The 22,838-nt window shown below is 69.5% G+C and carries 17 protein-coding genes; 9 read left to right on the top strand and 8 right to left on the bottom strand.

The annotated features are described in order from the left end of the window. Positions 1-368: 368 nt before the first annotated feature. The gene (locus PXH83_RS14270; protein WP_274560508.1) at positions 369-2,159 is read left to right on the top strand and encodes a globin domain-containing protein; all 1,791 of its coding nucleotides are present in this window, start codon (positions 369-371) and stop codon (positions 2,157-2,159) included. Here PXH83_RS14270 and PXH83_RS14265 read toward each other — a convergent pair. The 4 genes from PXH83_RS14265 to PXH83_RS14250 form a co-directional block, all read right to left on the bottom strand. Beyond that, positions 2,156-2,671, bottom strand: a complete 516-nt coding sequence (locus PXH83_RS14265; RefSeq protein WP_274560506.1) for an NUDIX domain-containing protein — start codon at positions 2,669-2,671, stop codon at positions 2,156-2,158. The two genes, PXH83_RS14270 and PXH83_RS14265, sit on opposite strands and share 4 nt — an antisense overlap. 59 nt (positions 2,672-2,730) lie before the next feature. Next, positions 2,731-3,627, bottom strand: coding sequence for a LysR family transcriptional regulator (locus PXH83_RS14260; protein WP_274560503.1), 897 nt, complete (start codon positions 3,625-3,627; stop codon positions 2,731-2,733). A gap of 211 nt (positions 3,628-3,838) precedes the next feature. Further along, complete coding sequence (locus PXH83_RS14255) at positions 3,839-4,972, bottom strand: cystathionine gamma-lyase (RefSeq protein WP_274560501.1); 1,134 nt, start codon at positions 4,970-4,972, stop codon at positions 3,839-3,841. A gap of 3 nt (positions 4,973-4,975) precedes the next feature. Then, positions 4,976-5,353, bottom strand: coding sequence for a phage holin family protein (locus tag PXH83_RS14250; RefSeq protein WP_274560499.1), 378 nt, complete (start codon positions 5,351-5,353; stop codon positions 4,976-4,978). 69 nt (positions 5,354-5,422) lie between these two features. Between PXH83_RS14250 and PXH83_RS14245 the strand changes: the two genes are divergently transcribed. Together PXH83_RS14245 and PXH83_RS14240 are read left to right on the top strand one after the other, a co-directional pair. Then, positions 5,423-5,740, top strand: a complete 318-nt coding sequence (locus PXH83_RS14245; RefSeq protein ID WP_274560498.1) for a cupin domain-containing protein — start codon at positions 5,423-5,425, stop codon at positions 5,738-5,740. Positions 5,741-5,943: 203 nt separating this feature from the next. After that, positions 5,944-6,159, top strand: coding sequence for a DUF5326 family protein (locus PXH83_RS14240; protein ID WP_274560497.1), 216 nt, complete (start codon positions 5,944-5,946; stop codon positions 6,157-6,159). A gap of 13 nt (positions 6,160-6,172) precedes the next feature. On the opposite strand, the gene PXH83_RS14235 is transcribed toward PXH83_RS14240, so the two are convergent. Then, positions 6,173-7,492, bottom strand: a complete 1,320-nt coding sequence (locus tag PXH83_RS14235) for a YibE/F family protein (protein WP_274560496.1) — start codon at positions 7,490-7,492, stop codon at positions 6,173-6,175. Positions 7,493-7,693: 201 nt separating this feature from the next. Between PXH83_RS14235 and thiC the strand changes: the two genes are divergently transcribed. Then, positions 7,694-9,469 (top strand): phosphomethylpyrimidine synthase ThiC, encoded by a 1,776-nt coding sequence (gene thiC / locus PXH83_RS14230; protein WP_214927904.1) that lies wholly within the window; start codon positions 7,694-7,696, stop codon positions 9,467-9,469. Between the two features lie 49 nt (positions 9,470-9,518). Here thiC and PXH83_RS14225 read toward each other — a convergent pair whose 3' ends face one another. The 3 genes from PXH83_RS14225 to PXH83_RS14215 all read right to left on the bottom strand — a co-directional run bounded on the left by PXH83_RS14225 (position 9,519) and on the right by PXH83_RS14215 (position 12,938). Then, positions 9,519-10,349, bottom strand: a complete 831-nt coding sequence (locus tag PXH83_RS14225) for a hypothetical protein (protein ID WP_274560495.1) — start codon at positions 10,347-10,349, stop codon at positions 9,519-9,521. 182 nt (positions 10,350-10,531) lie between these two features. After that, positions 10,532-11,632 (bottom strand): metallophosphoesterase, encoded by a 1,101-nt coding sequence (locus PXH83_RS14220; protein WP_420803222.1) that lies wholly within the window; start codon positions 11,630-11,632, stop codon positions 10,532-10,534. 193 nt (positions 11,633-11,825) lie between these two features. Further along, complete coding sequence (locus PXH83_RS14215; RefSeq protein ID WP_214927907.1) at positions 11,826-12,938, bottom strand: LacI family DNA-binding transcriptional regulator; 1,113 nt, start codon at positions 12,936-12,938, stop codon at positions 11,826-11,828. Positions 12,939-13,287: 349 nt separating this feature from the next. On the opposite strand from PXH83_RS14215, the gene hisC reads away from it, so the two are divergent. The 5 genes from hisC to PXH83_RS14190 all read left to right on the top strand — a co-directional run bounded on the left by hisC (position 13,288) and on the right by PXH83_RS14190 (position 22,739). Beyond that, positions 13,288-14,367, top strand: coding sequence for a histidinol-phosphate transaminase (gene hisC / locus PXH83_RS14210; protein ID WP_274560492.1), 1,080 nt, complete (start codon positions 13,288-13,290; stop codon positions 14,365-14,367). 226 nt (positions 14,368-14,593) lie between these two features. Continuing rightward, positions 14,594-16,099: a cytochrome ubiquinol oxidase subunit I gene (locus tag PXH83_RS14205; protein WP_274560490.1), complete on the top strand. Its 1,506-nt coding sequence runs from the start codon at positions 14,594-14,596 to the stop codon at positions 16,097-16,099. 18 nt (positions 16,100-16,117) lie between these two features. Further along, positions 16,118-17,119, top strand: coding sequence for a cytochrome d ubiquinol oxidase subunit II (gene cydB / locus PXH83_RS14200; RefSeq protein WP_274560488.1), 1,002 nt, complete (start codon positions 16,118-16,120; stop codon positions 17,117-17,119). Positions 17,120-17,134: 15 nt separating this feature from the next. Then, positions 17,135-20,980 carry a thiol reductant ABC exporter subunit CydD gene (cydD, locus tag PXH83_RS14195; RefSeq protein ID WP_420803167.1) on the top strand — a complete coding sequence of 1,282 codons (3,846 nt, stop codon included), beginning with the start codon at positions 17,135-17,137 and terminating at the stop codon, positions 20,978-20,980. Positions 20,981-21,005: 25 nt separating this feature from the next. Beyond that, positions 21,006-22,739, top strand: coding sequence for a sensor histidine kinase (locus tag PXH83_RS14190; RefSeq protein WP_274560483.1), 1,734 nt, complete (start codon positions 21,006-21,008; stop codon positions 22,737-22,739). Positions 22,740-22,838: the final 99 nt, after the last annotated feature.

Genomic DNA, 22,838 nt, shown 5'->3' with positions numbered 1-22,838 from the left:
GACCGGGCATCCGGCAGTGCAGGCAGCGGAACAGGGGGGTTGTGCCCCGCGCTACCGCCGGTATGGTCAACTCCGGTTCGCGCCTGCGCGCCTCTGTCTATGGGCATGGGGCAAAGCAGCCTAACCGGAAAGCCGGTTGGGATGCCCGGAGTTCCCATTCTTTGTCCGATGTGGAAGTGGTCCCTGGCATGCTGCGACGACGGGAAGTGCGGTCAATGTCACATTTTTGTCCGGCTCGCCCCGAATGGGGGCAGCGGCGTGATTAGTGTGGGCTGCCAACAGATCTGAAGCAGAGCGGGGATTGCGAGCACATTCCGGTTCCGGAAGTGCAGAGACCGACCGAAAAATGTTCGAGGCGAGGCAGAGGTATGGACGCTCCGACCACCAACTCGGCCGACAGCGGTGCTTCTGGTGAGGACGGCGGCGGCTGGTTCAAGCCGCGCAGGAAGCCGGGCGCGGCCACTCAGCAGACCGGCCCGGGAGCTGACCCCGGCCAGGACCGGATACCCGGCCCGAGCCGTCCCGTGAGCGCGATACGCCCCGTCGGCACGGGAGCTTCACGCCCGAAGCCCACACCTGTGCCCAACCCAGGGTCCGCCGACGAAGTGCGTCGGTGGCCCGAAGTGGCCGAAACGCCCGAAGCCACGCAGCCGCCGGAGAGGCGGGCGGAAGGGGTCTGGGGAGCCGCACCGGGCGCACCGGCTGCGCAAGCGGAAGCCCGTCGCCCAGCGCAGGCCCGCCCTGCGCAGGCCCCTCGCCCAGCGCAGGCACCAGCACCGGCACCGCAAGCGGAAGCCCCCCGCCCCGCACCGGCCCCGCACCCAGCGCCCGCCCCACAGCGTCAGCCGCAGCCACAGCGTCAGCCGCAGCCGCAGCCGCAGCCGCAGCCGCCGCAGCAGCAGGAGCGGCAGCAACCGCAGCAACCGCAGCAGTCGCAGAGAGCCCCCCAAGCCGCAGCCCCCCAAGCCGCAGCCCCTCAAGCCGCGGCCCCCCTCGCAACCGCCCCCGAAGCCCCGGCTCCGCGCCCCCCGGCCGCCCCCGCCGCCCCCGTTTCCCCCGACGCGGCACTTATCCGCCGCACCCTGGCCGAGGTCGGACCCGACGCGGGCAAGGTCACGTCGTACTTCTACGCGCTGCTCTTCGTCCGCCACCCCGACCTGCGCGCGCTCTTCCCAGCCGCCATGGACACCCAGCGCGACCGGCTGCTCAAGGCGCTGCTCACCGCCGCCGAACACATCGACAACGCCCCGGTGCTCACCGAGTACCTGCGCAACCTGGGCCGCGGCCACCGCAAGTACGGCACCCAGGCCTCCCACTACCCGGCCGTCGGCGAGGCCCTCCTCGGCGCGCTGGCCCGCTACGCGACCACCACCTGGGACGACGAGACCGAGGCCGCCTGGATCCGGACGTACACCGCGATCTCCCAGATCATGATCGACGCGGCCGCCGAGAACGAGCGGCGGGCGCCCGCCTCATGGCAGGGCGAGGTCGTCTCGCACGACCTCCGCACCCCCGACATAGCCGTCATCACGCTGCGTCCCGACCAGCCCTATCCGTTCCTCGCCGGCCAGTACACCAGCCTGGAAACCCCGTGGTGGCCGAGGATCTGGCGCCACTACTCCTTCGCCGCAGCCCCTCGTACCGACGGGCTGCTGTCGTTCCACGTCAAGGCGGTCCCGGCCGGCTGGGTCTCCAACGCCCTGGTCCACCGCGCCCGCCCCGGCGACATCGTGCGTCTCGGCCCCCCGGCCGGCTCGATGACCGTCGACCACAGCACCGACGACGGTCTGCTCTGCCTCGGGGGCGGCACCGGCATCGCGCCCATCAAGGCGATCGTCGAGGACGTGGCCGAGCACGGCGAGCGCCGCCCCGTCGAGGTCTTCTACGGTGCGCGCAGCGATTACGACCTGTACGACATCGACACCATGCTGCGCCTCCAGCAGTCGCACTCCTGGCTGTCGGTCCGCACGGTGGTCGACGACCGGGCCCAGCTCCCGGACGCGGTGCGCGAGTACGGCCCGTGGAACTCCTACGACGCCTACCTCTCGGGCCCGCCCGGCATGATCCGCAGCGGTGTCCACGCGCTCAGGAACCTGGGGATCCCCGGCGACCGCATCCGCCACGATTCGATCGAAGAGCTCGTAGCAGCAGGCGATTAACCCAGGTCAGGTGCGTGCATCGCCCGTAGGCCCTCGATGTTGCCGTCCAGGTAGTGCCGCAGCGACAGCGGTACGAGGTGCACCGCGGCGATCCCGACCCGGCTGAAGGGCACCCGTACGATCTCGTACTCACCGCACGGTTCGTCGATCTCCGGCCCGTGCCGCTGGGACGGGTCCATCGACTCCAGTCGGCAGACGAAGAAGTGCTGCACTTTCACGCCCGTCACCCCACCGCCCGCGATGTGCTCCACGGTGTCGACGAAGCAGGGCACCACATCAGTGATCTTGGCGCCGAGTTCCTCGTCGACTTCACGGTGCAGGGCGTCCACCACGGTGGCGTCCTCCGGTTCGACCCCGCCGCCGGGCGTGAGCCAGTACGGGTCGACGCCCGGCTTGGTGCGTTTGATGAGGATGAGGTCGTCGCCGTCGAGCAGGATGGCGCGTGCGGTGCGCTTGACCACGGGCCTCGGGGGTGTGGGGTTCGTCCCCCCGGAAAAAGCGGTGCCGGTCATGGCAATAAAGTGGCCCGCGCCGGCCCTTCTGAAACTCCCGTACCCGTGTTGTGCGTCGCTCAGCACCAGTCCGTGGCAGCACGCAACAGCCACTCGTGCGCCCGCGCAATGTGCGGCAGCGCCAATGTGCCCGTCCGTACGGCCAGGAAATAGGTCCGCAGCGGCGGCACAGGAGGGTCGAAAAGCGCCACCACCTCCCCCCGCTCCAGCGCCTCTTCGCACAGATATCGCGGCACCACGGCCAGCCCCGCGCCCGCCGCTGTCGCCTGTAACACCGCTCGCAGGTCGGGCGCGACGATGGTGGCGGCAGAGGTCGGCAGGGTGTCGAAGACAGTGGTCCAGTAGCGCGTGACCAGCGGCAGGGATTCATGCACCTCCACCACCGGCAGGTGCTCCAGTACGGCGGGTCCCTTACGGCGCAGCAGCCCGGGCCCGATGCGCCCCGCCCAGCGCGGACCGGCGACCAGGACGTGCTCCTCGTCGCAGAGGGCGGTGGCGGTGAGCACCCCTCCGCGCGGGCGGTCCGTCGAGATGGCCAGGTCATGGTGGCCCGCGGCGAGGCCCTCCAGGGTCTCCTGGGCGTTTCCGAAGGAGATGCGCAGCGCCAGGCCCTGAGGGATGAGCGGCGAGAGCGTCGGCAGGACGCGTACGGACGTGAATTCGGGCGGCCCGGCGAGGTGCAGGGTCCGTACTCCCGACTCCTCGTCGAGTCCGGCCTCGGTGATCTCGACGAGCGCGTCCAGATGCGGCGCGGCCCGGTGCGCCAGCTCGTCGCCGACGCTGGTGGGGGTTACGCCGCGGGCCTGCCGCAGGAACAGCGGGCGGCCCAATTGCCGCTCCAGGGTCCGTATCTGGCTGGTCACCGCGGGCTGTGACAGTCCGAGCAGTGAGGCGGCCCGGGTGAAGGAACCGGCCCGGTGCACCGTGACGAATGTGCGCAGCAGGGCAAGATCCATGTCGCGCCCTTCCCGTTCCGACGGGTCCCCGGCCAGTCACAACTATAAATATGTCGATAGGCCTGTGTCGCTACGGTGATTGGACACTGACGCTGAGTCAACTAGCCTTGATTGCACGGTTCTTCGCGCGTGGAACCGGGACGGTCCGAGCCATGAGGGGGGAGGCTCGGACCGTCCGTTGTACGTAGTCGCCGCTGTACGTACCGCCGCGCTACGGGGCGGCCTCGTCGAGCGCGCGCAGCACATCCGCCACCAGGTCCACGGCGTCCTCGGCTCCCACGGAGAAGCGGATGAAGCCCTCCGGTACGGCGTCGCCGCCCCACCGCCCGCGCCGCTCGGCGGTGGACCGTACGCCGCCGAAGCTCGTCGTGTCGTCGGCCAGCCGCAGCCCGTCCAGGAAGCGCTCCGCGTACCCGCGGTCGGGCAGCGTGAACGACACGACGCAGCCGAAGCGGCGCATCTGGCGCGCGGCGACGGCGTACGACGGGTCGCCGGGCAGCCCGGGATGGCGCAGCCCGCTCACCGCGGCGTGCCCGCGCAGCGCCTCGGCGAGCGCCAGCGCGTTCGCGCCCTGCTTGTCGGCGCGCAGCTGGAGCGTGGCCAGCGAACGGTGCGCGAGCCAGGCTTCCATCGGCCCGGGGATCGCGCCGACGACCTTGCGCCAGCGGCGTACCCGCGCCGCCAGTCCGGGGTCCCGGCACGTCACATAACCGAGCAGGACATCGCCGTGCCCGGTGAGGCCCTTGGTGCCGCTGGCCACGGAGAAGTCCGCGCCGAGTTCCAGGGGCCGCTGCCCGAGCGGCGTCGCGAGGGTGTTGTCGACGGCGACCAGCGCGCCGCCGGCGTGCGCCGCGTCCGCGAGGCGGCGTATGTCGCATACGTCGAGCCCGGGGTTGGACGGCGTCTCGATCCACAGCAGCCGCGCCCCTTCGAGCACGCCGAGCTGCGCGTCGCCACCGGTCGGCGCGGTGCGGACGGTCACGTCGTACACCGCCAGCTGCTCGCGTACCAGCGCCAGCGCCTGGTAGCCGTCGTCGGGCAGGACCACCGTGTCGCCGGCCCGCACCTGCGAGAGGAGGACGGCGGAGACGGCGGCCATGCCGGACGCGAAGACGACCGTATGGATGCCCTCCTCCCCCGGCGCCTCCAGCTCGCCGATGGCCCGCTCCAGGTGCGTCCAGGTCGGGTTCTCGTCGCGGCCGTAGGTGTACGGGCCGGTCGCCTCGCCCGGCAGGTGGTAGTGCGCGGCGAAGACCGGCCCCGGGAGGGTCGGCTCGTACGCGACAGGATCGGGCAGACCCGCCCGTACCGCTCGGGTGCCGTCTCCTGTGCCTGCGATGTTCATACGTCAGTCCTTGTCGGGCAGGACGACGTTCAGCGCCCACGACACGATGCTGATGATGAGGGCGCCGACCACGGCGGTCCAGAAGCCCTCGACATGGAAGCTGAGATCGAACTTGTCGGCCAGCCAGGAGGTCAGCAGCAGCATCAGGGCATTGATCACCAGTGTGATCAGCCCGAGCGTCAGAATGAAGAGCGGCAGCGTCAGCAGGTTAACGACCGGCTTCACGAGGAAGTTCACCAGGCCGAAGAGAAGCGCGACGATGATCAGCGTCATTGCCTTGTTGCCGGTGCTGTCGCCGGTCAGAGTGATGTCCTTGATCAGCCAGATGGCTACCAGCAGCGCCGCCGCATTGGCGATCGTCTTGACTACGAAATTCATCATGTGTCTGATCGTGGCAGACATGATCTGCGCCGGATAGCGGCGTGCGACGGGCCGAGGGGCGGACGGACGATGAAGGCATTCCGACTGGACGAGCTGGAGGCGGAGCGCGCCGCCAATGACGGCGCGTATCTGCAGTTCCTGAGGGAGAGGAACATGTCCGTCGGTCTGTACGCGCTGGATGCGGGCGAGACGGACCCGCAGCAGCCCCACCGTCAGGACGAGGTGTACTTCATCGTCAGCGGCCGTGCGTCGATCACGGTCGGGATGGAGACGACGCAGGTGGGGCGGGGCAGCGTGGTGTACGTACCGGCCGAAGTGCCCCATAAGTTCCACCACATCACCGAGGATCTGCGCGTGATGGTCGTCTTCTCTCCGCCCGAGAGCTGACCGACAGCCGACCGACAGCTGATCCGGAGCCCGACCCGCGAGCGGGCCGGTTGAGCCGCCCCGGGGAGCTGCCGGTACTCGGGGTTCCCTAGGGGGACGGTCAGGGGTCTTCAAGGGCTCCCGAGCCCCCGTTGACCACCCCCTCGCCCCTAGCATCGAGGGCAGGAAGAAAGCCCCGAGGGAGAAGAGGCAGGACGATGTCTGTGCGCGAGATATACGCGGGAATGCCGTGGTGGGTGAAGTGGGTCGCGGTGCCCGTCATCGCTCTGGTCGTGTTCGGCGGAGCGATCCTGAGCGCCATCGGTCTGCTGATCGCGATCCTCTTCAAGGTTCTCGTCTTCGTCGCCGTGGTCGGCGGTCTGATCTATGTCGTACGGAAGTTCATGTCCTCCTCGTCCTCGTCGAGCAGCGACTGGTAGGCCCTCCACGGGCTCAGCGCTTGCGGCGCCGCCCCCTGCCACCGCCGCGCGCGGGGGCTGCCGCGGCGGATTCCGCAGGTGAGATCCGATCGGCGGACACGACCAGAGCTGCGAGCGCGGTCGTCACCGGCACCGAGGCGACCAGACCGATCGAGCCGACCAGTGTCCGTACGATCTCCTCCGCGACCAGCTCGCTGTTGGCGACCGTGCCGACACTGCTCTGTGCGATGGAGAAAAGCAGCAGGAGGGGCAGTGCGGCGCCCGCGTACGCCAGGACGAGCGTATTGACGACGGACGCGATGTGGTCGCGGCCGATACGGATGCCGGCCCGGTAGAGGGCGCGCGGGCCCATCGTCGGGTCGGCCTGGCGGAGTTCCCAGACCGCCGATGTCTGGGTGACCGTCACATCGTCGAGCACGCCGAGCGAACCGATGATGACGCCCGCGAGCAGCAGACCGCTCATGTCGATGTCCGGATAAAGGCCGTGAATCAGCCCGGTGTTGTCGTCGGTGTTGCCGGTCAGGGACGCCCAGCCGATGAAGAGCGAGCCCAGCAGCCCGATCAGCAGCAGCGAGACAAGTGTGCCGACGACGGCGACGGACGTGCGGGCCGTCAGACCGTGGCAGGCGTAGAGCGCGAACAGCATGATGGCGCTCGCACCGACGACCGCGACGACCAGCGGATTCGAGCCCTGAAGGATCGCCGGGAGGATGAACAGCGTCAGGACGGCGAAGGACACCGCGAGCGCGATCAGCGCCATCAGGCCCTTCATCCGGCCGACCACGATCACCGCGAGGGCGAAGATCCCGGCCAGCAGGGACATCGGCAGGCCGCGGTCCACATCGGTGACCGAGTACTGGAGGTCGCGTGGCGCGTCGGGCGCGTACGCCACCACCACGCCCTGGCCCTCGCGCAGCTGCCTCGGTGCGTCCGGCTGGACGATCTCGGTGAAGGTGCGGCCCTTGTCCTTGCCGGACGTGACCTCGATCGTCGCCTTCTTGCAGATGCCCTGCTGGGCCTGCTGGGCCTCGCGGCCGGACGGCGTAGACGTGTCACCGGTGGGCGGCACCTGGGCGGCGTTCACGTCCTTGCAGTCGACCTGCTGCACGGAGGTCACCTTGCCGTCCACGGTTTGCCGGTCGAAACCGACACCTGTGCGCTCGTGTTCGGGTGCGCCGCCGGGCCAGAGGACGAAGAGGCCGACGAGCACCGCTGTGGCGAAAGGAATCAGCACTGCCGCGATGACCTTGCGGAGGTGCTTGGAGACGGGCGCGGCGGGCCCGTGGCTGTGGGTGTGGCCGTGCGATTCGGGCGTTGGCTGTGGGGACGTCACCGACCGATCATCGCAAGAATGGAGGGGGCCCTCTGTTCAGCGCGCCAGACATGACGCTAGCGTGGGGGCACCTTTGCACACGCGGGAGCTCGGAGCACCGGGCTGAGAGGGCGCTGACCTTCGTACGCAAATCTGTACGAAAGCCGCTGCGTCGACCGCCGAACCTGTTACCGGGTAATGCCGGCGTAGGGAGTAGGTCTCATGACCACAGCGGATGCACACACGCCTGCCACCAGCCAGGACGGGCGCAAGCCGGGCTGGCACAAGGGATACGTCGCGGGGCCCGAGGGCTCGCGCTCGGATCTCCGCGTGCCGGTCCGTCAGGTGCACCTCACCAACGGGAAGGACGTGACGCTGTACGACACGTCCGGCCCGTACACCGACCCGACCATCGAGACGGACGTACGCCGGGGACTCGCGCCGTTGCGCGAGAACTGGATCATCGGCCGCGGCGACACCGAGGAATACGCGGGCCGCCCCGTCCGCCCCGAGGACGACGGGATCAAGCACACCTCGCCGCGTGGGGGCCTCAGGAACCTCGACGCGGTCTTCCCCGGGCGTCCGCGCCAGCCCCGCCGGGGCCGCGACGGGCAGGCAGTGACCCAGCTCGCGTACGCGCGCCGCGGGGACATCACGCCCGAGATGGAGTTCGTGGCGATCCGCGAGAACGTCGCGCCCGAGGTCGTACGGGACGAGATCGCGGCGGGCCGGGCCGTTCTGCCGGCGAACGTCAATCACCCGGAGATCGAGCCGATGATCATCGGCAAGCGTTTCCTGGTGAAGGTCAACGCCAACATCGGGAACTCCGCGGTCACCTCCTCCATCGAAGAGGAGGTCGACAAGATGACCTGGGCCACCAAGTGGGGCGCGGACACGGTCATGGACCTGTCGACCGGCCGCAATATCCACACCACGCGTGAGTGGATCCTGCGCAATGCTCCCGTGCCGATCGGCACCGTGCCGCTCTACCAGGCCCTCGAAAAGGTCGACGGCCGCGCGGAGGAGCTGACCTGGGACGTCTACAAGGACACCGTCATCGAGCAGGCCGAGCAGGGCGTCGACTACATGACGGTCCACGCGGGCGTGCGGCTCCAGTACGTTCCGCTGACCGCCCGGCGCAAGACCGGCATCGTCTCGCGCGGTGGTTCGATCATGGCCGCGTGGTGCCTGGCGCACCACAAGGAATCGTTCCTGTACGAGCACTTCGAGGAGCTCTGCGAGATCCTCGCGGCGTACGACGTGACGTACTCGCTCGGCGACGGCCTGCGGCCGGGTTCGATCGCGGACGCCAACGACGAGGCGCAGTTCGCCGAGCTCAAGACCCTCGGGGAACTCAACACGATCGCCAAGCGTCACAACGTACAGACGATGATCGAGGGTCCCGGTCACGTCCCGATGCACAAGATCAAGGAGAACATCGACCTCCAGCAGGAAATCTGCGAGGAGGCCCCCTTCTATACGCTCGGCCCGCTCACGACGGACGTGGCCCCGGCGTATGACCACATCACCTCCGGCATCGGGGCGGCAATGATCGCGTGGTGGGGCACGGCCATGCTCTGCTACGTCACGCCCAAGGAGCACCTGGGTCTGCCCAACCGTGACGACGTGAAGACCGGCGTCATCACCTACAAGATCGCCGCACATGCGGCGGATCTCGCCAAGGGGCACCCGGGGGCGCAGGAGTGGGACGACGCACTGTCCGACGCGCGTTTCGAGTTCCGCTGGGAGGACCAGTTCAACCTGGCTCTGGACCCGGACACGGCGCGGGAGTTCCACGACGAGACGCTCCCCGCCGAGCCGGCGAAGACCGCGCACTTCTGCTCGATGTGCGGGCCGAAGTTCTGCTCGATGAAGATCAGCCACGACATCCGACGCGACCACGGGGGGACGCAGGACGAAATCGAGGCGGGCATGGCGGAGAAGTCCAAGGAGTTCGCCGCCGCCGGCAACCGGGTGTACCTCCCGATTGCCGACTGAGCCCGGTCTGGCTCTGCGGGGCCTGGCTCCGCTCTGCGGCCGGTCCGGATCACTCGGGTTTGTGATCCGGACCGCCGAAGTCGGGGCTGGAGAAGTCCGGGCTGGAGTAGCTCGGGCGGGGTCCCGGTGTGGTGCCGCCTTCCGGTCCGGGACTGCTGAAGTCCGGCCGTGAGTACCCGAGATCCGGGATACGGCCGGCAGGGCGGCGCGGCGTGGGGGCAGCCTGGCCCGCGCCCGGGTCGGCCAGGGCTTCGCGCAGGAACGGCACGATCCCCTGCTCCAGCAGGGCGTGCCGCCAGGCTTCCCTGGCCCGGTCGACCTCTTCGGTCTGTTCACCCACCTGTCCGTCGGGGAAGGCCGTCGAGCCGTTGCGCAGAGCGGTCAGCAGCAGTCCGACGGCAGCGACGAGGATGCCCGCCGCGGTGAGCCCCCCGAAGCACCAGCCGGCGGTCAGCAGTGTCTCGGCGAAGGCCGGTTCAGGTGTGAGCATCGTCAGCAGATAGCCGACGAGCAGGAAGATCGCGGCGGCTGTTCCCGCGAGCACAGGGGTCAGCACGGCGACGACCGCGGCGGCGCCGGCGCCCGTCGTCTCGGTGGCCTCGCCCATGGCGAGAACGGAACTGCCGCCTGTGGTCGCCCCGGGCGGTGTGCGTACTTCGTCGCGGACCTTCACGTAGTGGTCGTACTCGGCTGCCGCCGCCGTCGCGATGATCGCGGTGGCGTTCAGCGCCATGGTGCGCAGCTGTTCGCTGTTGAGCCGCTGCCCGACGGCGGCCAGGTCCGGGCGGTCGGGCGCAGTGCGCAGTGCCTCGTCGAGGACGCGTGCGAATTCCGGGCGGTCCTCGGCCAGCAGATGCGGAGCGCTGCTGTTCATGTGCATCCCCCGATGCTCCGTAGGGCCGGACAACCCGCGCCGGGCGCGCAGTTGGGCGGAAACGGAGGAGAGCCTGCTACGGATAAGCCGATGGTAGAGCGCCCACGGCAGGGGGTGACAGGGGGTTTCCTGAAATTGGCCCCGCGGTGGGTGCGATGAGTGTGCTGCTGCCCCTTCCCGTACGACGGTCAGCCATGCAGGGGAAGTTGCACCACCAGTAGCTTTCCGGCCATGGTCACGCCGCCGTCCATGGCGATGGCAAGCCCGTCGGCGTACACATGAGGACCCTCGACGACCGGGCCCGAGCTGTTGTCGCCATCGTCGGAACTCTCATTGCCCACCTGCCCCAGGAGATACGGGATCGGGCTGTGACCATGGACGATGCGCTCGCCGCCGTATGCGTCGAGCAGTTCACGCACCGCGTGGGCCCCGCCCTCGTCACGGAAGGCGAAGCGCTTGGTGAACTTGCGGAAGACGTCCCAGCACTCGTCGGCGTCGTTGCGGGTGAGGATGGCGTGGACTGTGTCGTTCACGTCCTCGATGGTGCTGCCGTAATCGAGGTAGGCGGTCGTGTCGGAATGCGTCAGAAGATGCGCGTCCTCCAGCGCGACCGCGTCGAGGCGGGACATCCACTGCAGGTGGACGTCCTGGAGCCGGTCCATGTCGGCCTTCTGGCCGCCGTTGAGCAGCCAGGCGGCCTGGAAGGTGGCAGTGCCTGCCCCGGAGTTGACGGGGGTGTCGCCGAACCGCTTGGCGCCGATCAGCAGCAGCTCGTGGTTGCCCATGAGGGCCTTGCAGTAGCCGCCCGCCGCCGCGGCCTCCGCGGACAGCCGCATCACCAGGTCGATGACGCCGATGCCGTCCGGGCCGCGGTCGGTGAAGTCGCCGAGGAACCAGAGGCGGGCGTTGCCCGCTGCCCAGTGGCCTTCCGCGTCGATGAGGTTCTGTTCTGCCAGTGCGGCGATCAGTTCGTCGAGGTAGCCGTGGACGTCGCCGACGACGAAGAGCGGACCGAGACCGCCGTCGGCCGCTTCGGGCCGCGGCTCGGGCTCGGTCGGCAGCGACACCTGGACCGTGTCGCCGGGACCGCCGCGGCTGATCACCGGGAGGTCGCGCTGAGTGGGTGTGTACCCCTCGGGTTCTTCACCCTCGCCGTAGGCATTCCCATATGGGTTCGCGTCCGCGGGAATGGGGGCCTGTGCGTACGGCGGTACGCGGAAGTCCCGCAATGTAGCCGTCCGCACTGCGGGTCCCTGACCGGCCCCCTGAGTCATCGACCCCTCCACCACCGTCGCGCCGCCGTACACCTCTCGGTCCCACCTGGTCTTGGTTGGTCCGCGGTGTCGTGCGCCCATCATAGGAATGAGCCTCGGGCTGTGTGACGCACCAGGGGTGGTGAATCCGGATGCGCACGCGGTTCACCGGTTGTTTCGTCCGAATTGGGGAGGTCGGTCCCCGAGGTCGACCGAGGTCACCCCGAGGTCAGTCCCCCGCAGGTGAGCGCGGCGGGCTCACCGTGGTGCGGTGCGTTCTGCGCTGCGAGGACGTCCGGACGATGAGTTCGGTCGGTATGACCTGCTCGACGGGACTGTCGGTATTGATGCCCTCGATGGCGTCGATGAGGAGCTGGACGACCGCGGTACCGATCCTGCGCGGCTTCAGGGAGAGCGTCGTGATGGGCGGATCGGTGGCGGCGTACACGGTGGACTCGCTGCAGCAGACGAGCAGCAGGTCCTCGGGTACGCGCAGTCCGTAGCGGCGGGCGGCAGCGAGCAGGTCGGTGCCGTTGGGATCGAAGAGTCCGTACACGGCGTCCGGCCTGTCCGGGCGGGCGAGCAGCCGGTCGGCAGCTACGGCGCCCGCGCACGGGTCGTGCGCGGGATAGGACTCGTAGACGGGGTCCTGGCCCACGCGCTCGCACCAGTGCAGATATGCAGTGGTGGACAGACGGGTGTAGGTGTCGGTGGTGTTGCCGGTGAGCAGCCCGATGCGGCGGGCTCCGGCGTCGGCGAGATGGTCGAGCAGGTCGAGTACGGCGGCTTCGTGGTCGTTGTCGACCCAGGCGGTCACGGGCAGGGTGCCGGCAGGCCGGCCGTCGGAGACGACGGGAAGGCCCTGGCGTACGAGCTCGGTGACGACGGCGTCCTGGTCGGAGGGGTCGATGACTACGGTGCCGTCGAGGGCGACGTTCGACCAGACGTCGTGACGGGAGGTGGCGGGCAGGATGACTAGGGCGTAGCCGCGGGCGAGCGCGGCGGATGTCGCCGCTCTCGCCATCTCCGCGAAGTACGCGAATTCCGTGAAGGTGAAAGGTTCATCCCCGTACGTGGTCACGGTCAGGCCGATGAGGCCCGACTTGCCCGTACGGAGGGTCCGGGCCGCCGCGGACGGGCGGTAGCCCAGTCTTTCGGCGACCTCGCGAACATGGCTGCGGGTGGCGTCCGGGAGCCGGCCCTTGCCGTTGAGCGCGTCGGAGACCGTCGTGATGGAGACACCGGCTGCGGCGGCGACGTCCCGAATGCCCGCTCGCCCTGGCCGGGTGCTCCGCCGGGGGGTTTCCGTCCGGCTCACCTGATGCTTCCCTGCTGCTGTCATGGCGAGCCGATAGTAGGGCTCGGGCGGGTGGTTAGGGCGGAAGCATATGCACGCGTTGACAGGCACGTTTCTGCAAGGTGATGCACCGTCAATGACCTTGCAATACAAGGCAGTTGGCGTTATTGGGCATTGGGTGGCGCTTGTCGAGCGGCACGGTCCTGCCAAGTGGCGCAGGTCTCGAAGAGGTCTCAACTCACCTTCACGGGGGATGCGCGCCACGGCGCGAGCCACCGGCGCGCGCCACGGCGGGCAGCGCTCCCCCCTTTCCGGGCGCCTGCTGTTCGCACGGGGCGCCAATCCTCATAAGGTGAGCAGTATTGGTGGTACGTACGGTCAAGGAGGACCCGAAGTGAGCGAGACGAGCCCCAAGCTGCGCGCGGTGCTGGACGGCATCCCCACCTACAAGCCGGGCAAGCCTGCTGCTGCCGGGGGACCGGTGGCGTACAAGCTGTCCTCCAACGAGAACCCGTACCCGCCGCTGCCCGGCGTGCTGGAGAGCGCGATTGCCGCAGCCGGGAATTTCAACCGTTACCCGGACATGGCCTGTACCGGGCTCATGAACGAGCTCGCCGACCGCTTCGGGGTCCCGGTGACGCACCTGGCGACCGGCACGGGATCGGTCGGCGTCGCGCAGTCGCTGCTTCAGGCGACCTCGGGTCCCGGCGACGAAGTGATCTACGCCTGGCGCTCCTTCGAGGCGTACCCGATCATCACGCAAATCAGTGGTGCCACTGCTGTGCAGGTGCCGCTGACGGCCGGCGATGTGCACGACCTTGACGCGATGGCCGATGCGATCACCGACCGGACCCGGCTGATTTTTGTCTGCAACCCGAACAACCCGACCGGCACGGCGGTGCGCAGGGCCGAGCTGGAGCGCTTCCTGGACCGGGTGCCCTCGGACGTGCTGGTGGTGCTGGACGAGGCCTACCGGGAGTTCGTCCGGGACGCCGACGTGCCAGACGGCATCGAGCTCTACCGCAGCCGCCCCAATGTTGCGGTGCTGCGTACCTTCTCCAAGGCGTACGGCCTGGCGGGCCTGCGGGTCGGCTTCGCCGTGGCACACGAGCCGGTGGCGGCCGCGCTGCGCAAGACGGCGGTGCCTTTCGGGGTCAGCCAGCTGGCGCAGGACGCGGCGGTCGCGTCGCTGCGGGCCGAGGACGAGCTGCTCGGCCGGGTCGGTTCGCTGGTCTGCGAGCGCAAGCGGGTGCACGAGGCGCTGGTCAAGCAGGGCTGGACCGTGCCGGACACGCAGGCGAACTTCGTCTGGATGCGGCTGGGGGAGCGTACGGCCGACTTCGCGGCGGCCTGCGAGAAGGCCGGCGTCGTCGTCAGGCCTTTCGCGGGTGAGGGGCTCCGGGTCACGATCGGCGAGGACGAGGCCAACGACATCTTCCTCCGCACCGCAGAGACGTTTCGCAAAGGCCTGTAAGGCCTGAAGGTCGTCTCGCCTGGTTTTCCTGTGCCCTCGCGTGCTGAATCCTGGCATTCGGGGGCACAGGCATACCCCCCTTCAAGGTCGCGAACACGTATGCGTCATAATTGCTTGTGAATGTGAACGCGTTCACAAGCGTGCCCTAATGGCCCGTAATGGTCGGGATTGAAGGGGCAGGCTGCCTCCGTGACTACGGCGACCTAGGAGAAAAGGAGAAGACGACGTGGATCTGGCACTGGCACCGGAGACTCTGGCGCGATGGCAGTTCGGCATCACCACCGTCTATCACTTCCTCTTCGTCCCCCTGACGATCTCGCTCGCCGCGCTCACCGCGGGCCTGCAGACGGCATGGGTGCGTACCGAGAACGAGAAGTACCTCAGGGCCACGAAGTTCTGGGGCAAGCTCTTCCTGATCAACATCGCCATGGGTGTCGTCACCGGCATCGTCCAGGAGTTCCAGTTCGGCATGAACTGGTCCGACTACTCGCGCTTCGTGGGTGACGTCTTCGGTGCGCCGCTGGCCTTCGAGGCCCTGATCGCCTTCTTCTTCGAATCCACCTTCATCGGTCTGTGGATCTTCGGCTGGGACAAGCTGCCCAAGAAGATCCACCTGGCCTGCATATGGATGGTCTCGATCGGCACGGTCCTCTCCGCGTACTTCATCCTGGCGGCCAACTCCTGGATGCAGCACCCGGTCGGCTACCGCTTCAACGAGGAGCGGGGCCGGGCCGAGCTCACGGACTTCTGGCGGGTCCTCACTCAGGACACCGCGCTCACCCAGTTCTTCCACACCATCACGGCCGCGTTCCTCGTCGGCGGCGCCTTCATGGTCGGCATCGCTGCCTTCCACCTGGCGCGCAAGAAGCACATTCCGGTGATGCGGATGTCGCTGCGGCTGGGCCTGGTCACCGTGGTGGCGGCCGGAATGCTCACCGCTGTCAGCGGTGACCTCCTCGGCAAGGTCATGTTCAAGCAGCAGCCGATGAAGATGGCCGCTGCCGAGGCGCTGTGGGACGGCGAGGCGCCCGCGCCCTTCTCCGTATTCGCGTACGGGGACGTCGAAAAGGGCCACAACACGGTCGCCGTCGAGATCCCCGGGCTGCTGTCCTTCCTCGCCAACGACGACTTCTCCTCGTACGTCCCCGGCATCAACGACGTCAACAAGGCCGAGCAGGAGCAGTTCGGGCCCGGCGACTACCGGCCCAACATCCCCGTCGCGTACTGGGGCTTCCGCTGGATGATCGGCTTCGGCATGGCGTCCTTCGGGCTCGGGCTGCTCGGGCTGTGGCTGACCCGCAAGAAGTTCATGCTGCCGCCGCGACTGCGGACCGGCGAGGACGAGGTACCGAATCTGGTGCTCTTCAAGAAGCCGCTCAACGCCAAGTTCGCCCGGTGGTACTGGCTCCTCGCCCTGTGGACGATGGGCTTCCCGCTGATCGCCAGCTCCTGGGGCTGGATCTTCACCGAGATGGGGCGCCAGCCCTGGGTCGTGTACGGCGTCCTGCGCACCCGAGACGCGGTCTCCCCCGGCGTCTCGCAGGGCGAGGTCATCGCCTCCATGACCGTCTTCACCCTCCTTTACGCGATCCTCGCCGTGATCGAGGTGAGGCTGCTCCTGAAGTACGTCAAGGCCGGACCGCCCGAGCTCACGGAGTCCGACCTCAACCCGCCCACCAAGATCGGCGGCGACGAAAAAGACGCCGACCGGCCGATGGCCTTCTCGTACTGAGGACTGAGGAGCTGAGGTATGGAACTCCACGACGTCTGGTTCGTACTCATCGCCGTTCTCTGGACCGGCTACTTCTTCCTGGAAGGCTTCGACTTCGGGATCGGTGTCCTGACGAAGCTGCTCGCCCGTGACCGCAAGGAGCGGCGGGTCCTCATCAACACCATCGGGCCCGTCTGGGACGGCAACGAGGTGTGGCTGCTGAGCGCCGGCGGTGCGACCTTCGCCGCCTTCCCCGACTGGTACGCCACCCTTTTCTCCGGGTTCTATCTGCCGCTGCTGCTCATCCTGCTGTGCCTGATCGTGCGCGGCGTCGCGTTCGAGTACCGGGCCAAGCGGAACGAGGAGCGCTGGCAGACCAACTGGGAGCACGCGATCTTCTGGACTTCGCTGCTGCCGGCCTTCCTGTGGGGCGTTGCCTTCGCCAACATCGTGCGCGGCGTGAAGATCGACGCGGAGATGGAGTACGTCGGCAACCTCTGGGACCTGCTGAACCCGTACGCGCTCCTGGGCGGGCTTGTCACGCTGACCCTCTTCACCTTCCACGGCGCGGTGTTCGCGGGGCTCAAGACGCTCGGCGACATCCGCGAGCGGGCGCGCAGCCTGGCGCTGAAGCTCGGCGCGGTCACCGCGGCGCTGGCGCTCGTCTTCCTGCTGTGGACGCAGAAGGACAACGGCGACGCCGAGAGCTTTGTCGCGATGACCGTGGCGGTGCTGGCGCTGGTCGCGGCCGTCGCTTTCACGGCGGCGGGGCGCGAAGGGTGGGCCTTCGCACTCTCGGGGGTGACCATCGTGGCCGCGGTTGCGATGCTCTTCCTGACCCTTTTCCCGAACGTCATGCCGTCTTCGCTGAATGACGCGTGGAGCCTTACGGTCACCAACGCGTCTTCCACGCCGTACACCTTGAAGATCATGACCTGGTGCGCGGGGATCGCCACGCCGGTGGTGCTCCTGTACCAGGGCTGGACGTACTGGGTGTTCCGTAAGCGGATCGGTACGCAGCACATCGCCGATGCGCATTAGTGGGGGATGTTTCACGTGAAACCGATCGACCCGCGTCTGCTCCGGTACGCCCGCGCCACCCGCCTCTTCCTGGGGGCGGTGGTGGTTCTCGGGCTTGCCGGCGCGGGCCTGGTCGTCGCCCAGGCGATGCTTATCGCCGAGGTGGTGGTCGGCTCGTTCCAGCGGGGGATGGACGGTACGGAGCTGCGTACGCCGCTGCTCCTGCTGGCGGGTGTCGCCCTGGGGCGGGGCCTGGTGTCCTGGCTGACCGAACTCGCGGCGCACCGGGCGAGCGCGGCGGTCAAGTCGGAGCTGCGGGGACGGCTGCTTGAGCGGGCCGTCGAGCTGGGGCCCGGGTGGCTGAGCGGACAGAGGGTCGGTTCGCTGGTGGCGCTGGCGACGCGGGGCGTCTACGCGCTGGACGACTACTTCTCGCGGTACTTGCCGCAGCTCGGGCTCGCGGTGGTCGTGCCTGTAGCGGTGCTCGCGCGGATCGTCACCGAGGACTGGATTTCGGCGGCGGTGATCGTGGTGACCCTGCCGCTCATCCCGATCTTCATGATCCTCATCGGCTGGGCGACCCAGGCCAGGATGGACCGCCAGTGGCGGCTGCTTTCGCGGCTGTCCGGCCACTTCCTGGACGTGGTCGCCGGGCTGCCCACGCTCAAGGTCTTCGGCCGGGCGAAGGCGCAGGCCGAGTCGATCCGGTCGATCACGGCCGAGTACCGGCGGGCCACCCTGCGGACGCTGCGCATCGCGTTCCTGTCGTCGTTCGCGCTGGAGCTGCTGGCGACGCTGTCCGTGGCGCTGGTGGCGGTCGGTATCGGCATGCGGCTCGTGCATGGGGACCTGGATCTGTACACGGGTCTGGTGATTCTGGTGCTGGCGCCCGAGGCGTATCTGCCGCTGCGGCAGGTGGGGGCGCAGTTCCACGCGGCGGCGGAGGGACTGTCCGCCGCGGAGGAGATCTTCGAGGTTCTGGAAACGGAGCCCCCGGCGGACGGCACGGGGGACGCTCCCACCGGTTCACTGCGGGTCGAGGGCGTGACAGTCCGGCATGCGGGGCGGACCGAGCCTTCGCTCGACTCGGCCTCGCTGGTCGTCGGGGAAGGTGAGACGGTCGCCGCCGTCGGGCCGAGCGGGGTCGGCAAGACCACGCTGCTGAACGTGCTGCTGGGCTTCGCGCCGGTGGACGAGGGCCGGGTACTGGTCGGGGACGGCCTTGGAGCGGTGGATCTGGCGACTGTCTCCAAGGAGCGGTGGCGGGAGCGGATCGCGTGGGTGCCACAGCGGCCGCACCTCTTCGCGGGGACGATCGCCGAGAACGTACGGCTGGCGCGGCCGGACGCCGACGACGCTGCGGTGGCCGCGGCTTTGCGGGACGCGGGGGCGTACGACTTCGTGGCCGCTCTGCCCCAGGGTGTCGAGACGAGGCTCGGGGAGGACGGCGCGGGAATTTCGGCGGGGCAGCGCCAACGGCTCGCTCTGGCAAGGGCGTTCCTCGCCGACCGACCCCTGCTGTTCCTCGACGAGCCGACGGCGAACCTCGACGGCGAGACCGAAGCGGGCATCGTCGATGCGGTACGGAGGCTGGCGGCGGGGCGCACGGTGGTGCTGGTTGTGCACCGGCCGGCGCTGCTGGCCGTCGCGGACCGGGTGGTGGAGCTTTCCCGCCACTGTGAGGCGGGGGATGAGCGTGCCTCTGGGGCGGGAGGGGTTCCCACCGGTGCGGCTGCTGAAGGGGGCCTGGTTGGCGACTCTGTGCCCGTGGCGCGGCAGGCGTCGTCCACGGCGGGTAAGGCGGGGGATTTGCGTCCCTCCCGGGCGGGGGCACTTCCCACCGGCCTGGCTGCTGAAGAAGTCTTGGCTGACCCTCTGTCCGTGGTGGGGCAGGGTTCGTCTGCGGTGGGTGTGGCCGGGGAGCTCCCCAGCCGCCCGCCGGTCGGGGGCCTGGTTGGTGTGCCCCTTGCTGGGCGGCCGTCGCGGCCGTCGCCTTCGGCGGCGGACGGGGCGGGTCTCTCCCCGGCCATGGCGAGTGGCCCTCCCGTCGGGACGTCCCCCGACGTAGAACAGGAGGGCGCCGCTGTGCCCGTTGCGGCGCGGGCGTCGTCAACTCCGCGGGACCGCACGGGCGTTCTTCGGCGTGTACGGATGGCTGCCGGGGAGCTGCGGGGGCGGATCGGGCTCGCGCTTCTGCTGGGGAGCCTGGCGCTTGGGTCGGCCGTGGGGCTCATGGCCGTGTCCGGGTGGTTGATCTCGCGGGCGTCCGAACAGCCGCCCGTGCTCTATCTGATGGTCGCCGTCACCGCGACCCGGGCCTTCGGAATCGGGCGGGCCGTCTTCAGGTACGCCGAGCGGCTCGTGTCGCACGATGCGGTGCTGCGGATGCTCGCGGAACTGCGGGTCGCGGTGTACCGCAGGCTGGAGCGGATCGCGCCCGCCGGGCTGCGTGAGACCCGGCGCGGGGACCTGTTGTCCCGGCTCGTCGCGGATGTGGACGCCCTTCAGGACTACTGGCTGCGCTGGTTGCTGCCGGCCGGGACAGCGGTGGTCGTCGGTGCAGGGGCCGTCGGGTTCACCGCTTGGCTGCTGCCCGAGGCCGGTGCCGTTCTCGCCGTCGGGCTGGTCGTCGCCGGGGTGGGCGTGCCGTGGGTGAGCGGCGCCTGTGCCCGGCGGGCCGAGCGGCAGTTGGCGCCCGCCCGTGGGGTGCTGGCGACGCGGGTCGCCGATCTGCTGGGCGGTACGGCCGAGTTGACCGTCGCGGGCGCGCTGAAGCGACGTACACAGGACGTACGGGAGGCGGACGGCGTGCTGACGCGGATCGCCTCGCGGGCCGCCACCGCCACCGCGCTCGGCGGCGGCCTCTCCGCGCTGGCCTGCGGGCTGACCGTCGTGTTCGCCGCCCTGGCCGGGGTGCAGGCGGTGCAGGACGGGCGGCTCTCGGGCGTGACGCTGGCAGTGGTCGTACTGACCCCGCTCGCCGCCTTCGAAGCCGTCATCGGGCTTCCGCTCGCGGTGCAGTACCGGCAGCGGGTCAAGCGGAGCGCGGAGCGGGTGTACGAGGTGCTGGATGCGCCGGTGCCGGTGCACGAGCCCGAGACGCCCGCCGCGGGGCCCGCGTCGCCGTTCCCGTTGGAGGTACGGGGGCTGGCCGCCCGATACGCCGGGCAGGAGCGCGACGCGCTGGCGGGCTTCGATCTGACGCTGGAGGCGGGTCGGCGCATCGCTGTGGTCGGGGCCTCCGGGGCCGGGAAGACGACGCTCGCGCAGGTGCTGCTGCGCTTCCTGGATGCGCGGGTCGGGACGTACACGCTCGGCGGTACGGACGTGACCGAGCTCGACGGGGACGACGTGCGGCGGCTCGTCGGCCTGTGCGCGCAGGACGCGCACATCTTCGACAGCTCCGTGCGCGAGAATCTCCGGCTGGCCCGGACCGATGCCACTGAGGAGCAGCTGAGGGACGCACTCGCCGCCGCCCGCTTGCTGACCTGGGTCGACGCGCTGCCCGACGGCCTCGACACGCTCGTCGGCGAACACGGCGCCCGGCTGTCGGGCGGCCAGCGCCAGCGGCTCGCGCTGGCGCGCGCTCTGCTGGCCGACTTCCCGGTGCTCGTACTCGACGAGCCCGCCGAGCACTTGGACCTGGCGACGGCGGACGCGCTGACGGCCGACCTGCTGAGGGCGACCGAGGGGCGTACGACGCTGATCATCACGCACCGGCTCCAGGGCCTGGAGGCCGTGGACGAGGTGATCGTGCTGGACGACGGTCACGCCGTACAGCGGGGCGCATACGCGGAACTCGTGGCGGAGGAGGGGCCGCTGCGGCGGATGCTGGCGCGCGAGCGGGAGGCGGAGCCGCTCGACGCCCGACTTTCCACCTGAAATAGGACTAACTAGGCTCAGGGGCATGTCAGTGGAGGACGCGCGGGAACCGGGCGATCGAGATGATCCGAGGGGCCTTCTCGAAGCCGCGACGCAGGCGACCCGCAGCCTGCAGGGGCTCTCCACCGAACTCACCGCCCGCGTGCCCCAGCTGCTCGAGGCCATGCGTTCCGTCGGCACCGGCCTGGAGCTGCACTCCACCCTCGACCGGATTTGCGAGACCGCGGCAGAGCTCGCAGACGCTCGGTACGCGGCGATCGGCGTCATCGACGAGGAGGGCGACGGCCTCTCCGACTTCGTGACGTACGGAGTCACCGAGGACCAGGCGGCACTGATCGGGCGGCTGCCCGACGGCCGCAAGGGGCTGCTCGGCGCGCTGATCCAGCACCCTGAATCCGTGCTCCTCGACGACCTGACGACCGACCCGCGCTTTGCCGGATTTCCCGCGCACCATCCCCCCATGCGGTCCTTTTTGGGGGTCCCTGTCCGCGTACAGGGAGAGATCTTCGGCAATCTCTATCTGGCGGAGAAGAGTGGCGGGGCAGAGTTCAACGACTACGACCTGCACATGGTCCGGGTACTTGCCACGGAGGCCGGGATTGCCATCGGCAATGCCCGGCTGTACGAGGCGGCGCGGCAGCGTGAGCGCTGGATCGACGGGTCCGTCGCCGTCACGACCGCGCTGCTGGCGGGCGGCGACGCTGACAAAGCCCTCACGGTCGTAGCGGAACAGGCACGTCGGCTTGCCGATTCGGCCGCCGGGATGGTGCTGCTGCCCGCCGAAGAGGGCGGCCTGGAGATCGTCGCCGTCTCGGCCGACGATCCGGCCGAGTCGCTGGGTGTGGTCATCCCGCCGGAGAGTCCGGTCGTGGGGCGGCTCCTCGACGGCGAGGCGGTCTTCGTCGCCGACTCGGCGAGCGACCAGCGCATGAGCACCAGGCTCGCGAAGCAGTACGGGCCGAGCATGCTGCTGCCACTGCACAGTGGCGGCCGGGTGCTCGGCGCACTCGCCACGCCGCGCGCGCGTGGCGCGAAGCTCTTCACAGAGGCGGAGAGGACGCTGGCCACCCAGTTCGCGTCCCAGGCGGCGCTCGCACTGATGATGGCGGAGGCGCAGCGGGACCGGGAGCGGCTCGCCGTGTACGAGGACCGCGACCGGATCGCCCGCGATCTGCACGATCTCGTGATCCAGCGGCTGTTCGCCACGGGGATGATGCTGGAGAGCGCGCAGCGCAGGTCGGTCGTGCCCGAGGTGCGGTCGGGTGTGGGCAAGGCGGTCGACGAACTGGACGTGACGATCCAGGAGATCCGTACGGCCATCTTCGCGCTCCAGCAGGGTCCGGCCGAGGCGCCTTCGGGACTGCGTACGCGCGTACTGCGGGAGATCAACATGGCTGCCGTGCCGCTGGGCTTCAAGCCCGCGCACCGCTTCGTCGGCCCGGTCGACGCGCTGGTCGGCGAGCTCACCGGCAAGAACCTCATCGCGGCGCTGCGCGAGACGCTGTCCAACGCCTTCCGGCACGCACAGGCGTCCCGCATCGAAGTCGTCGTCGACGCCACCGCCGAACTCGCTGACGGCAGACACGGGGTGCGGCTGTCGGTCGCCGACGACGGGGTGGGCATTCCGGAGGGCGGTCGGCGCAGCGGTCTGCGCAACCTCAAGCGGCGGGCCGAGTCGCTGGGCGGGACCAGCGAGTGCGGGCCTGGGATCGGACCGGACGGCGGCGGCACGACGGTCGTGTGGGAGGCGCCGCTCTAGGCCCGGCGCAGGGTGTGCCGGTACGCCGGATGGCGGGACGACACCCCGGTGGCGCCACCTCGGTACGGGGAATCGTGGTGCGGCCGGGCCACGATCCGT

This window comes from Streptomyces spiramyceticus, assembly GCF_028807635.1.
GTDB lineage: Bacteria > Actinomycetota > Actinomycetes > Streptomycetales > Streptomycetaceae > Streptomyces > Streptomyces spiramyceticus.
Note: the sequence above shows the minus strand (reverse complement) of the source record. Positions and strands in the feature narration are given on the sequence as shown.

What these genes read in the sequence shown, in the direction of transcription:
- thiC (WP_214927904.1), top strand. Translation starts at nt 7,694, where the DNA reads ATGACCACAGCGGATGCACACACGCCTGCCACCAGCCAGGACGGGCGC.
- PXH83_RS14250 (WP_274560499.1), bottom strand. Translation starts at nt 5,353, where the DNA reads ATGATGAATTTCGTAGTCAAGACGATCGCCAATGCGGCGGCGCTGCTG.
- PXH83_RS14270 (WP_274560508.1), top strand. Translation starts at nt 369, where the DNA reads ATGGACGCTCCGACCACCAACTCGGCCGACAGCGGTGCTTCTGGTGAG.
- PXH83_RS14255 (WP_274560501.1), bottom strand. Translation starts at nt 4,972, where the DNA reads ATGAACATCGCAGGCACAGGAGACGGCACCCGAGCGGTACGGGCGGGT.
- PXH83_RS14245 (WP_274560498.1), top strand. Translation starts at nt 5,423, where the DNA reads ATGAAGGCATTCCGACTGGACGAGCTGGAGGCGGAGCGCGCCGCCAAT.
- PXH83_RS14265 (WP_274560506.1), bottom strand. Translation starts at nt 2,671, where the DNA reads ATGACCGGCACCGCTTTTTCCGGGGGGACGAACCCCACACCCCCGAGG.
- cydB (WP_274560488.1), top strand. Translation starts at nt 16,118, where the DNA reads ATGGAACTCCACGACGTCTGGTTCGTACTCATCGCCGTTCTCTGGACC.
- PXH83_RS14215 (WP_214927907.1), bottom strand. Translation starts at nt 12,938, where the DNA reads ATGACAGCAGCAGGGAAGCATCAGGTGAGCCGGACGGAAACCCCCCGG.
- PXH83_RS14225 (WP_274560495.1), bottom strand. Translation starts at nt 10,349, where the DNA reads ATGCACATGAACAGCAGCGCTCCGCATCTGCTGGCCGAGGACCGCCCG.
- PXH83_RS14260 (WP_274560503.1), bottom strand. Translation starts at nt 3,627, where the DNA reads ATGGATCTTGCCCTGCTGCGCACATTCGTCACGGTGCACCGGGCCGGT.
- PXH83_RS14190 (WP_274560483.1), top strand. Translation starts at nt 21,006, where the DNA reads ATGTCAGTGGAGGACGCGCGGGAACCGGGCGATCGAGATGATCCGAGG.